Raw genomic sequence first — 13394 nt, 5'->3', positions numbered from 1 at the left:
GCAGAGGGGCAGAACCGTCCATACCGGCTTTTGCCGGGCGTATTTCCGAGATTCCGCACTTTCGGCAGCTCCAGCAAACCACTCTTTTCAAATGCGGTTACAGCTCTTATCTGGGCTCTTATCGTTAACCTTTGGTGCACTTCAGCGGAACAGCTTCAACTCAACCGCATCGCCCATCTTCATGTAGCCCGCGTCGTTGGGGTGGATGTGGTCCTTGTCCCATTCCGGAAGGATGCGGGTGGGGTGTGACGGATCGGCGACGAGTTTGTCGAAATCGATCACATCATCAAAGCGTCCGCCGTGACGAATGAACTCGTTGATCTGCTGGCGGATGGCCTCGCCCGACGCGCTGTAGGAGTGAACGCCCTCAAACGGCGTGAGAGTTGCGCCGTAGACCCTGATGCCGTGCGCGTGAGCGCGCTCGATCATCTGGTTCAGCCCGTTGATCAAGTCTTCCGCCGTCACCGGCCGCTCCGTGCTCTCCGGGTGCGACGTCATGTGTCCGATGTCGTTGATGCTCTCGAGGATGATCAAGTACTTCAACCCGCTGACGGCCAGCACGTCCGCGTCGAAACGGCGCAGCGCCGCCGGGCCGGTATCGTCGTGCAGCACGCGATTGCCGCTAATGGCTTCATCCGCAACGGCAAAACGCGCGGTCTCAGGCCGCGCGGCGAGCCGCTCGGCCAGTCGATTCGGCCAGCGGTGGTTCATGCCTTCTGCGCTCGAAAAGCCTTCGCTGATGGAGTCGCCGAAGGCCACGATCGTAGCTGCGTCAGCTGCGGCCAGCACGTCCACCGCGCGGACAAACCGCCACGGACGCACCTTCGTCGCCTGGCTCAGACTCGGCGCGTCGATCTGGTTGCCGGGTGCTTCGAAGTTGGCTGTAAGGCTGATGCTGTGCCCGGTGAGCGTATGCAGCTTTTGTCCCGGCACGAAGAGGCTGATGGCCACATCGGCGAACGGCTTCACCGACATCTCTATGGGATCGCTTACCATGACCGCTCCTGCGGGGATCACGAGAGAAGGCTTTCCGTGAAACAAGAGCGGGTGCGAGTTCGCCGGCAGGATCGCATCCGCTCCGGCTGAAAGCGCTGCGCTCGCTCCGCCGATCACCAGCGGCTCCACGCCATACTCGTTGGTCAGGATCACCCGGAATGCAGCACCGCCCACCGACAAATGCACTACGTTGCGGACGGTGCTGTCAGCCTCGAGTGTGTGCTTGTTCTCTACCGTCATCGCCGATGCTGTCCAGCTCGCCACCCAATGCGCTGGAGCTGCTTGCGGCTTGGGCGCGCCCGCCCAGAGCACTGAGGGCAGAGCGAAGGAAGCAGAGAGAGCCATAGAGCGAACGGCGCGAGTAACGGTCATGGAAGGGCGCAACGAAGGTCTCCTCAAAGCGTTTCTATCACTTGCCGACGCGATACAGCCCGGTCTTATCGTGGACTTATCCGCTAAGCGGTTGCCAGCGGCAACTCTGCGCGGCAGAGTATTACCGACAGTCGCCGCAGGCAAAGGAATACGCCGAGCGGCAATGCGCAGGGAGTCGAGTGATCAGGAAGCAGCTTCACACAGCGATAACGGCGGTTGTCTTCACCACCACGGGCTTCCTTTCGAGGCCCGGCTTGATCGCTCAAGTTCAATCCTCTGTCGTACCCCAAACGCCGATGACCGCGGTCCTCCAGCCGTTTCTCGATAAGGGCATCCTTACCGGGGCGGTCATCCTTACCGCCGACCAAGAACGCATTCTCGACCTCGAAGCTTTTGGCAGCCGAGACGTGGCGCAGCACCAGGCGATGACGACCTCCGATGAGTTTTGGATCGCCTCCATGACGAAGGCCTTCACTGCGGCCGCCGTCACGATGCTTGTCGACGATGGCAAGCTGAGCCTGAATGATCCCGTCGAGAAGTATCTGCCAGAGTTTCGCGGCCAACAGGTTTTAGTGGGCGGCAAGCTCGTCCCGGCGATCCACCCCATTCTGCTGCGCGAGGTGCTGAGCAGCACCTCATGTCTTCCGTTCTCTTCCTCCTGGGAGCGGGCGCACGGCAAGCTCGACCAGCGCCCGCTCAAGGTGGCCGTAGCCGAGTTCGCCTTCGAGCCGCTTCGCTGCCAACCGGGCACCAGCTTCCTCTACTCCAATGAAGGTTTCAGCACCGCGGCGCGAGTACTCGAGGTGATCACCGGGAAGCCCTACGAACTCTTCCTGCAGCAGCGAATCTTCGATCCTCTCGGAATGACCGACACTACCTTCTGGCCCAGCGGGAAGCAGCTTGCGCGCCTCGCTACGACCTACCGCGCCGACCAAGCGAGCCGCACCAATGACCCCGCAACGAACGATCAGCTCACGCCACCCTTCAGCGACCACAGCAAGCGGTACCCGATGCCAGCCGGCGGGCTCTTCTCCACGGCTACAGACGTGGCGCACTTCTGCCAGATGTTGCTCGGCCATGGCGTGTACCAGGGACGTCGATTGCTGAGCGACTCTGCCGTGGCGACGATGTTCGCGAATCAGGCAGCGCCTACGGCAACCGATGGTTCCGGCAATCCTGCGCGCTACGGCCTCGGACTCTACATTCGCTCCGACGGCGTCGGCCATCCCGGCGCATACAAGACGGAGATGCGCCTCGATACGCAACATGACCTCATCACCGTCTTCATGGTGCAGCAGCAGGGCCCGTGGTTGAGCAAAGACGGCGATCGCATGGTCGGCCTGCTGCATGACACGTGGCTGAAGCTCTCGACAACAACCTCAACCCTCGGCACGAAAGGCAATACCCCGTAATGACACGACGCCTCTTGATGATCGCTCTGGCATGTTGCTTCTTTGTCTCCACACTGCGCGCGCAGGAACCCAAGCGTGGCAAGCAGCTGCCATCCCTTTATCTGATCGGCGACAGCATCTCCATGCAGTACACCTACGAGTTGAGCAAAGATCTGCAGGGGCACTACAAGTTCGAACGGAAGAACGGTCCAGAGACACCCAGCCTCGATATTCCCGGAGGCTCGAACGGCGGCGACTCACGCATGGTGCTCGGCTACTTGAAGCAGAAGTACGCCGATCCGAACTTTCACCCTGACATCCTGCTGGTGAACGCGGGCCTGCACGACATCAAGCGCAACCCGAAGACCAACGAGATCGTCATCACGCCGGAGAAGTACGCGCAGAACCTTGCCGACATCGACTCGTTGGCGCGCGAGCATCACGCAAAGCTCATCTGGATCAACACCACGCCCATCAACGACGCCAGGCACAATAAGCCGGGCATGGGCTTCTTCCGCTACAACGCCGACGTGCAGCAGTACAACAAGATCGCGCAGACGGTACTCGGCGACAAAGGCGTTTCCATCATCGATCTCTACAGCTTCACCGTGAGCCACGACGCCGATGCGCATCGTGTTGACCACGCGCACTACGACAAAGCCATGCAGATCCTACAGGGCGACTACATCGCTGCCTCCCTGCTCCACGCGCAGTAGACGCCCGATTCAGTTGCAGGAGAACTATGCTCTTCCGTCGACTTCTCTTCGCCGCGATCGTGTGTCCGGCCCTTGCGCTACACGCGGCGGAAACCAAGCGCTATGACGTCGTCATCGTCGGTGGCGGCGCGGGAGGAACCGCTGCAGCCGTGCAGGCTGCACGCCTCGGCGCAAAGGTGGCTCTGATCGAAGAGACCGACTACCTCGGCGGGCAGATGGGCGCAGCCGGTGTTTCATCCATGGACGAAGGCGGGCCGCTCGAAGTGGACTCCGGCATCTACGCGGAGTTCCTCGGTCGCCTGAAGGCGCATTACGACAAGCTCGGCAAATCTATCGGCACCTGCTACTACCGCAAGTCGCATCATTGCGGCGAGCCTTCCGCAGTGCAAGCAGTGCTCTACGAGATGATCGGCGACGCTCACAAAGGCGGACAGACGCTCGATGTCTACCTCCATGCGCACGTCACGAAAGTCTTGAGCAACGGCAACACCGTTACGGGAGCCATCACCGATACAGGCCTCACGCTGCAATCGCATATTCTGGTCGACGCTACGGAGTTTGGCGATGTACTTCCGCTCACGCCCGCCGCGTACCGTCTGGCGAATGCGAAGAGCGACAAGCTCGATCCTGCGGCCTGCGTGCAAGGGCTCACCTGGGTGGCGATCATTAAGAAATATCCCAACGGCGTTCCTCCCGGACTGCAGATGAAGAACCCTCCGCCCGGCTACAACAAGGACATCTTCTCCAAGAGCCTCTACGCTGGCGCGCCCGTTGGCAAGGAGTATCAAGCCCCGGTGGACTTCGTCCGCCACAACGCGTATCGCGGCCTGCCCGACTCTTCCAACCCGCAGAACTACGACGCCACCATGCCGGAACAGATCACCAAGACGGAGATCAACTGGTTCAACGACCTGCCGATGCGTGCCAAAGACTTCACCGCTAAGCAACGCGAGAAGACGGTCTGCGAAGCAAAGCTGAAGACACTGCAGAACCTCTACTACATACAGCATGACCTCGGCGAATCGCTCTGGTCCGTGGCCAACGACGAGGGTTACGACACTGCCTACAACCAGCAACATCACTGCGCCAACATTCCCGAAGAATTCCGCGCGATCGAGCGCAACATGCCACAGGAGCCGTATGTTCGCGAGAGCCGACGCCTCATCGGCGAACACACGTTGACCGGAGGAGAGATCCTCCGCACGACCGCAAACCCGCGCGCCGCAGTATCTTTCACCAGCTCCATCGCCACCAACGACTATCGCCCGGATCTTCACGGCTGCTTCCAGGAACCCACGCTCGAGCATGATCTCGAACACGAGGCTGACCGCCCGGAGATCGATCATCCGGCGGGCCCGTTTCAGATTCCTATCGAAAGCCTGATTCCACTCAAGGTCGATGGCCTGCTCGCGGCAGAGAAAAACATCTCGCAAAGCCGCTTTGTGAACGGTTCTACACGCCTGCAGCCCATCGTCATGCTGACGGGGCAAGCTGTGGGCACGCTTGCCGCAATCGCAAGCAAAGAGAATATGCAGCCTCGCTATGTACGCGTGGAAGAGGTGCAGCGCAGCCTGCTGGCGAACGGCTCAACGCTCGCTTATGACGATCTCAAGGACATGCCACATGGTTCCCCTGCATGGCAGGCCGCGCAGTTTGCGCTCGTCCATCATTGGATGGAAGCGAACCGAGGCAATTTCCTGCCGGACGAAATCGTAACGCCGGAGCAAGCTCATCAGATGCTCACCCAGGCTTTCCCCCACCTCACATTACAGTCAGGGGCGATCACCACCGCCGAACAGTTTCTCGAAGCCGCCAAGAGAGCCCACCTTATCACCAGCAAACCAGCATTCACTTTTGGAAACCAGCCCCTCACCCGCATTCGGGCCGCTCAGATCCTTTACGCCTTCTCGGAGTAACACTCTTGCAGACTCGCCACATCGCCGCCTCCCTCGTTCTTGCGTTCAGCACACTGCTTGCTTGCGCCCATGCGCAGACCAATGTCATCCGCCCCGGAGAGGTATGGCTCGACGATCGCGGCAAGCCGATACAGGCCCACGGAGGCAGCTTCCTCCATCTCGGCGACACCTTCTACTGGTTCGGCGAAGACCGCTCGCCAGAGAATGATCGGGCCAGACGCTACGTAGCCTGCTACTCCTCAACAGATCTCGTGCACTGGAGCTTCCGCCGCCAGGTGCTTGCGCTTGCTGACCCCGAACATCTCGGCCCGCACTTCGTCGTCGAGCGCCCGAAGGTCTTCTATAACGCGAAAACGAAGCGCTTTGTAATGTACCTGCACCTTGACGCGCCTGGAGGCGAAGGTGGTCACTACAACTACGCGCGCGTTGCTGTAGTTACCAGCGACGCCGTGGATGGAGAGTACAGCTATGTGCGCAGTTTTCGCCCGCTCGGTAAAGAGAGCCGCGACATCGGGCAGTTCGTCGACAACGATGGCACAGCCTACCTCATCTTCGAATCACGTCCGACCGGCGGCTTCTACATCGCGAAACTCTCTGACGACTACCTGAACGTCGAGCGCGAAGTCGCCTTCATTCCTACGCCGCTCGAAGCTGGCTCCATCGTTCGACATGATGGGCTCTACTACTTCGTCGGCTCGCACCTCTCCGACTGGTCGCCTAATCCGAACGTGTACGCGACGGCATCCAGCCTCGCAGGCCCGTGGAGCAGCTTCCAGAACATCGCCCCGCCAGAGACCAACACCTATGGCTCGCAATCCGCAGGCCTCATCACCGTGGGCACCGGCAAGAGCGAGACGATCGTTTACGCCGGAGATCGATGGAACGAGAAGGACCTCCCCGACTCGCGCTACCTCTGGATGCCGCTGCAACTCCGCGATGGCAAGATGAAGCTGCCCGCGCCACAGCCTTGGAGCATTGACACGCGCACTGGGGCGGCGACCATCGCGCCCACGTCCACCTCGATCTTTCACGACGGCCCTCGTTAATTTCTCCAGAGATCCACGCAAGCTAGAAGGTATTTCATGAAACGTACCGCCACCGGCATCGCTCTCCTCGCTTCCACGCTCTGCGCCGCGCTCGCGATGCACGCGCAAACGACGCCCGCCAAAGATCCATGGTGGAAGCACGCCGCCATCTACGAGATTTACCCGCGCAGCTTCGGCGACACGAACGGCGACGGCCTCGGCGACCTCAACGGCATCACCGCACACATGGGCTACCTGAACCAGCTCGGCGTCGACACCATCTGGATTGCCCCCATGTACCCCTCACCGCAGGTTGACTTCGGCTATGACATCTCCGACTACGTGGCCGTTGCACCGGAGTACGGCACCATGGCCGACTTCGACGAGATGATGGCATCGGCCAGGCAGCACCACATCCGCGTGGTGCTCGACTTCGTACTCAACCACACCTCTGATAAACACAAGTGGTTCCTCGAATCGGCCAGCTCGCGCACGAACCCCAAGGCAGATTGGTATGTGTGGAACGATGGCGTGCCAGCGGATGGCCCCAACGTCGGTGCTTATCAGAAGCGCTGGGTGCAGCAAAGCAACCACGGCCCCGTCGTGCCGCCCAACAACTGGAAGTCCGGCTTCGGCGGCTCTGCGTGGGAGTGGGTGCCCGCGCGACAGCAGTTCTACTATCACAAGTTCTACAAGCAACAACCGGACCTCAACTGGCGCAATCCAGCTGTCGAAAAAGCGATGTACGACGTTATCCGCTTCTGGCTCGATCGCGGCGTAGCGGGCTTCCGTCTCGACGCCGTGCCTACACTTTTCGAGGACACCCAGCTGCGTAACGAACCGGAGCGCGGCGGCATCAACGCGCAGGGCGACCCGAACCTTCGCGACATCTACACCAACAATCTGCCTGAGGTGCACGATGTCATGCGCAAGATGCGAGCCATCGTCGACTCCTACCCCGGAGACCGCGTCCTCATTGGCGAAACTTACCTGCCCAATGCCCAGGCCATGCTCGCTTGGTACGGCGGCGATAAGCTCAATGAACTCCAGTTGCCGATGGATATGCGCCTCGGCTTCAACAGCAAGAACGCGAACCACCTCGACGCTACGCACTTCCGCACAGTGCTGACCGAGGAGCAGACTGTGCTGCGTAACGCCCAATCGCTGCTCGTCTTCGATAACCACGATAACCCGCGCTCGTGGAACCGCTTCGGCGACGGCAAGCACGATCCACAGATCGCTCGTATTCTCTCCACCGTCCTCTACACCACCCCTGCAACAGCCATGACCTACTACGGCGCAGAGCTCGGCATGACCACGCAAACACCCACACGAAAAGGGGATGTGCGCGACCCTATCGGCATCACCGGCTGGCCGAAAGAGAAAGGTCGCGACGGCGAACGCACGCCGATGCAGTGGACGCCAGGACCACAAGCAGGCTTCAGCACGAATCCCAACACGTGGCTCCCCGTCGAACCCACATACAAGAGCATCAACGTGCAAAGCGAACTCGCCGATCCGCACTCGTTGCTCACCTGGAATCGCACACTGCTCAAGCTGCGCTCGTCAGATCCGGTCATGCGGCACGGCTCAATGTTGCTGCTCGATGTAACGAACGAGAGCGTGCTGAGCTATATGCGCGTACTCGGCAAACGCGCCATCGTTGTCTCACTCAACATGAGCGCTGTGCCCCAGACTGTGCATCTTGATCTATCCGCTGCGAGAATCATGCCGCGCAAAGCGACTCCACTTCTCGTGGAAGGAAGCTCGTTGGGCGCAAAGCAAGACGCCACCGAGATCACCCTGCAACCCTTCGGGACGATGGTAGCCGAAATCCCTTAATGCACCAGTTTCGCAGGTCGGCGACGTAGACGCGTCGGCCTACGTCGCCAAACGTCAGGGCTTCCACATGTACGTTGCGAGTGTCGTCGGTTCGAGCTTGAGCTTGAGTTCTTTGCCGTTGGCGCGAACACGAAAACTCTTCGCATCACTGCTGTTGTTCAGCACGAGAAGCACGATGCTTTGATCTGTATTCTGGAACGCTACCGTCTGCAGGCTGGACTCGCCGAAGGAGTCCGAGGCGATGCGCACGGCTCCTGGCATCAGGAATTTACTGGCGTGGCCAAGAGCATAGTAGTCGCCGGTGTAGCTTGCCTGCGGTGTGTTGCCATGCAGGTCCAACGTGACCAGACCACGACATGTGCCGCAGCCGCCAGAGTGTGGCCCGCGATCGGAATCAAGCACCATCCCCCACAACGACACAGCCTTCGCCCAATGGCGCGTGGATTCAATCAGCAGATGCGAGGTCTTCATCAGCGCGGGCTGCTTGTCCCATGTGCCACCGGAGCATTCGGTCAACCAGATGCCCTTCGCAGGGAAAGCATCATGGATGCCGTCTTGTGCGGCAACATCGCCACCATAGCAATGCATCGCTGAACCCGCGACATACTTAGCAGCATCAGGATCTTCTAACAGATGCAGCGGATACTCGGGATGGTCCCAGTTGTGGTCGTAGGCCAGGACCTCCGTCGACAAGCCTGCATTGCGCATTTCAGGCCCGACGAACTTCCCCACCAACGTCACAGCGGTCTTATCCGGCACGAACATGCCCGGATAATCCTTCGTGCTGTAGAGCGGCTCGTTCTGAATCGTCATGTACTTGAAGTCGATGCCCGCCGCTTTATAGTCGAGCAGCGACTTCGTGACGTACTTTGCGAAGACGGCGTAGGAGTCGTCGCGCAGCGTTCCACCGCTCAGCGAGCCGTTCGCCTTCATCCATGCAGGCGGGCTCCACGGCGTGGCCATCAGGGTGATCGCAGGATTGATCTTCAACGCCTCCTTCAGCATCGGGATGGTGTATTGCTGATCGAGCGCGATGGAGAAGTGCTTCAGATCAGGGTCCTGCTGCCCGGCGGGCATGTCGTCGAAGGTAGAAGCCGCGCGAGAGAGATCGGATGCACCTAGCGGCTGACGCAGAAAGCTGAGCGCGATGCCATGCTCGCGACTGAAGAGCGCCTGCATCACTTGCTCGCGTAACTCGGCAGGAATCTTCGCTTCGACCAACCACGAAGTGCCATCGGTGATCGAACCGCCGAAGCCGTCGATCGTCTGAAAGCGCTGCTTCGGATCAACGGTGATTGTGAGTTCTTTGCTGGCGGCCGCATCAGCACGCGACGCGCTGGAGAAATGTTGGAGCGGCTGCGGTTGCAGCTTCATGCTGAGATCTGAGGAGGTCTTGTAAGAGCGGACTTCCTGCGCTGGCGACGCTGCACAGCAGGTGAGCACGGCAAGAGTAGAGAATGCGACAACGCGACGTATCAAGGGGACCTCGTTGCTCAAAAGATGAAGAGAAAAAGACGCTGGACACCCGAGGCTCCGGATGCCCAGCGATTTGCCTGGAGGCAACTTAGAAGTACAGCTTCCCAGCAAGCTGGATGACGCGTGGTCCGCCAGGTCCCAGGTTGCTGAACGCGCTGGTGGGCTGGCCCCAGTTCGAGTCCTTGCTCACCGACAACGGCGTGTACGTTCCGTTGTACGAAGGCAGCGTCACGTTCGCGTTGTAGTCGCGAGCCGCGATGTTGGGGTGGTTCAGGATGTTGAAGAACTCGCCACGAATCTGCAGATAGCGGCCCTTCGACTCCTTGCCGAAGTTGAAGTTCTTGAAGATGGACTGGTCCCACGTCACAAGCCCACCCTGACGCAGGCTGCCACGGGCCGCCAGTGTCGGGTAGCCGATCGTCGGCTTGATGAGGTTACCGAGCGAGTCCACGCCGACGAACGCCGGCGGAATCTTGCTCCACTGCGAGCCGCCGGTCAACTGGTTGGCCGGATACCACAGCGCATTGATCACCGGCGCACCGCTCTGCATGCTCGCGAGTCCCGAAAGCTGGAAGCCGTCGGTGATCACGCCCATCCAGCGCGCAGCATGAAAGAGCTGCGAGAAGTTCGGCAGGCTGTACACGTAGTTGATCGCAGCCACGCTGCGGCGGTCATAGGATGCCACGCCATAGCTGTACTTGCGCGGGTTGAACGGATCGACGAAGCTCTCATCCGAGCTCGAAGTCGTCAGCGTCTTCGACCACGTATAGAAGCCGCCGAAGGTAAGCGAACGGCTGTAGCGCTTCAGCACCGAAGCCTGCAGCGAGTTGTAGCTCGAAGTACCGTCGAACTTGTAGTACTCCATCTGCCCATAGCCCTTGTACGGCGACAGGTAGTTCTGCTGATAGGCATACTGACCGCTGAAGCTGTAACCTGCGGCCGCATACTCCGGCGGAAGGTTCGGTTCGACCGTCGGCACTACGCCGCCGGCGAAGTTGGCAGGGTTCTGTGCGGCACGTGTGAACGTAGTGCCGTAGGGAATCGTGTTCAGGTCGCGCGCCGTCACCTGGTGGCGACCGACGTTGCCCACATACGCGACATCCAGGCTGACGCCACCGCCCACCTCACGCTGTACGCCCAGCGAGTAGCTGTACGTCACCGGCACCTGTCCGCTGCGATCGGCACCGTAGATGCCGCTCAGCACACCGGTGCTCGCGTTTACCGCCGACGAGCTGATGCCCGCGAAGGTGTTGTTGGAGATGCTCGGCGTCGTCACCACCGCCGGGTTCCCGAAGACGGTGTTGAATACCAGATTGCCCTGCGAGCGATCATGCGACGTGCCGAAGCCGCCACGGATCACGCCCTTGTGGTCGCCGTAGAAGTCCCACGCAAAGCCCACGCGAGGCTCCGGCATAATGCCCTGGCCGTTCCATCCGCCCTTCGGCAGCGTGCCGTTATTGGAGTAGGTCATGCCGTTCAGCGGATTGCCCGTGCCTGGAACGATGTTGCCGCTCGTATCGATCGTCACCGCATCCGCCGCGCGGTATGCCGACGGCGTGAACAACGCAATCTGGTTGTGCGCGTCATACTGCGGCGGAATGTAGACGAAGCGCACACCGTAGTCGAGCGTGAAGCGCGGCGTTACCTGCCACGTGTCCTGCGCGTAGAACTCCACCTGGTTGTAGCGGAAGTATCCCGTAGGACGTGCGCTCGACTGATCGAAGCTAGTGAAATAACCGAGAAGCGCGCTGGCGATCGGCGAACCCTGCGCCGAGCTCGCACCCGCTACGCAACCCGGCGCCGACGTCGAGCAGTTGCTGAAGCTGTACTGGCCGTTCGCATTGCCCCACGCAATCTGGTCCTTGCGCGCGCGCTGGTAGAACACGCCAAACTTCAGCGTGTGGCTGTGCAGGCTCCAGGTCAGGTTATCGTTGGCGTCGATCGTCGTCGAAGCCTGGTGCCACGGCGTGGCACCGAAGTACGATCCCGGATAGCTCGCGCCGTTGCCCGTAAAGGAGATGTCCGGAATCGAGCTATCGGCCGCGACCGGATACAGCAGCGGCAGATCGATATTGTTGGACTGACGCGAGAGGTTGCCGTTGTTGCCCGTGATCTGCGACTTGTAGACGCTCGGCCCGATGCTTACTTCGTTCAGCACTCGCGGCGAAAGCGTGCTGGTGAGGTCCACGGAAAGGTTCCAGCCCGGCTGCTTGTCGGTGCATCCGCCCGGGATGATCAGCGTGCCATTGCAGATCAGGCCAAAGGTTCCGACAGGCCCGGTCTGCGTGTCCTGGTTGTTGATGTAGCGCGCGAACAGGCGTTCGTTCGGCGTGATCTGGTAGTCCACACGGCCCACGTACTCCGTTCGCGGATGCTGATCGGACTGCGGGTCCTGACGGTTGTAGGAATTGTTGTTCGCCACGTTCGGCAGCGGGAAGAGCGCCAGGATCCGCTGCGTCTGCGCAAACGCCGCCGTCTCCGCCGCGGTCATCTGCGCGGCGGTGATCGTGTTATTCACAAACGCCGTACCCGTTGCCGGGTTCACAATCTGCAGCGCGTTTCCGCCGCTGTCCACGCTCCGCGAAAAGTCGCCCGTGCGCTCAAGCGCCGTCGGCGTGCGGTACTGCACCAGACCCGCAGGAATCAACTGGCGGTAGAACTCGTTCGAGAAGAAGAAATACAGCTTGTCCTTCTTGATCGGTCCGCCCACCTGGTAGCCGAAGGTGTTGTAGCGATACAGCGGCTTTGAGGTGCCGTTATGGTCGCTCACCCAATCGTTGGCGTTCAGGCCTTCATTGCGATGGAAGAAGTGAGCGTTGCCATGGAAGTCGTTGGTGCCGCCGCGCGAAGTGACCGCAATGGATCCACCGCCGGCCTTGCCGAACTCCGCCTGGAAGTTCGAGGTCAGCACCTTCACCTCCGCGATGGCGTCGGTGTTCAACGTCACCTGCGTGCCGCCGTTGTTGCCGGTGTCCACGTTTGAGGCGCCGTCCATGGTGAACTGGTGCTGGTTCGTGCGCGTGCCGTTCACGCTATACGTGTCCAGGCCGCCGGTGCTCGACGCACCGAAGGTGCCGGTGCCGGAAACGCCCGGGATCACGCGAAGGATGTCCAGCACATTGCGTCCATTCAGCGCGATGTCATTCAACTGCTTGCCCGTAATCAGGTCGGAGCGCTCGCCCGAGTTCGCCTGGATCTGCAACTGGCCAGTGTCAGCACTGACGGTGACCGAGGCCGATTCGGATCCGACCTGCAGCGCCAGCGTACCTGCGCTCAGGTGATCGGCCGGGTTCAGAATCACGCCATCCTTCACCAGCGAGCTGAAGCCCTTCGCCGTGATCGTCAGCGTGTACGACCCCGGCGGCAGGTTCGGAATCGAAAACGTGCCGTTACCCGACGACGTCACTGTGCGGCTCGCGCCGATGCTCGGCGCAGACGCTACAATCTTGGCGCCGGGGATCACAGCTCCTGTGGAGTCCTGAACCGTACCGAAGATGGAGCCTGAGGTGACCTGTGCGCCCGCGGACGCGGCCGCCATGGCGAACACGATCGGTGCGGCGGCGCGTAAAGAGAAGATGTCCGAGGCGATGTCACGGGTACGTCCCCATGCCAGCGGCCTCTTCACTGCGTGTTTCTGTCCTGCCTTGTTCGTAAACAAGA

Annotated in this window: 8 protein-coding genes; 5 read left to right on the top strand and 3 right to left on the bottom strand. The window is 60.7% G+C overall.

The window, feature by feature from the left end; all coding sequences use genetic code 11:
- Window positions 1-141 precede the first annotated feature (141 nt).
- Window positions 142-1380: an SGNH/GDSL hydrolase family protein gene (locus OHL11_RS03930; protein ID WP_263370168.1), complete on the bottom strand. Its 1239-nt coding sequence runs from the start codon at window positions 1378-1380 to the stop codon at window positions 142-144.
- A gap of 284 nt (window positions 1381-1664) precedes the next feature.
- On the opposite strand from OHL11_RS03930, the gene OHL11_RS03925 reads away from it, so the two are divergent.
- Genes OHL11_RS03925 through OHL11_RS03905 form a run of 5 tightly spaced genes read left to right on the top strand, consistent with a single transcriptional unit; the run spans window position 1665 to window position 8258 of the window.
- Window positions 1665-2780, top strand: a complete 1116-nt coding sequence (locus OHL11_RS03925; protein WP_263370167.1) for a serine hydrolase domain-containing protein — start codon at window positions 1665-1667, stop codon at window positions 2778-2780.
- Window positions 2780-3475: an SGNH/GDSL hydrolase family protein gene (locus OHL11_RS03920; protein WP_263370166.1), complete on the top strand. Its 696-nt coding sequence runs from the start codon at window positions 2780-2782 to the stop codon at window positions 3473-3475. The genes OHL11_RS03925 and OHL11_RS03920 overlap by 1 nt, the downstream gene beginning before the upstream one ends.
- A gap of 26 nt (window positions 3476-3501) precedes the next feature.
- Window positions 3502-5391 (top strand): FAD-dependent oxidoreductase, encoded by a 1890-nt coding sequence (locus OHL11_RS03915; RefSeq protein WP_263370165.1) that lies wholly within the window; start codon window positions 3502-3504, stop codon window positions 5389-5391.
- 5 nt (window positions 5392-5396) lie between these two features.
- Window positions 5397-6437: a family 43 glycosylhydrolase gene (locus tag OHL11_RS03910; protein WP_263370164.1), complete on the top strand. Its 1041-nt coding sequence runs from the start codon at window positions 5397-5399 to the stop codon at window positions 6435-6437.
- Window positions 6438-6473: 36 nt separating this feature from the next.
- Window positions 6474-8258: a glycoside hydrolase family 13 protein gene (locus tag OHL11_RS03905; protein WP_263370163.1), complete on the top strand. Its 1785-nt coding sequence runs from the start codon at window positions 6474-6476 to the stop codon at window positions 8256-8258.
- A 54-nt stretch (window positions 8259-8312) separates the two neighbouring features.
- Here the strand turns inward: OHL11_RS03905 and OHL11_RS03900 are convergent, their stop codons facing one another.
- Window positions 8313-9737 carry a glycoside hydrolase family 30 protein gene (locus OHL11_RS03900; RefSeq protein ID WP_263370162.1) on the bottom strand — a complete coding sequence of 475 codons (1425 nt, stop codon included), beginning with the start codon at window positions 9735-9737 and terminating at the stop codon, window positions 8313-8315.
- An 85-nt stretch (window positions 9738-9822) separates the two neighbouring features.
- Entirely contained in the window at window positions 9823-13392 is a 3570-nt protein-coding gene (locus OHL11_RS03895) for a TonB-dependent receptor (RefSeq protein ID WP_263370161.1), read from the bottom strand.
- Between the last annotated feature and the right edge of the window lie 2 nt (window positions 13393-13394).

Origin of the sequence: Granulicella cerasi (assembly GCF_025685575.1) — a bacterium.
In the GTDB taxonomy this organism is placed as follows: Bacteria; Acidobacteriota; Terriglobia; order Terriglobales; family Acidobacteriaceae; genus Granulicella; species Granulicella cerasi.
The sequence above is the reverse complement of the archived record's forward strand: the minus strand, read 5'-3'. Positions and strand labels throughout refer to the sequence as shown.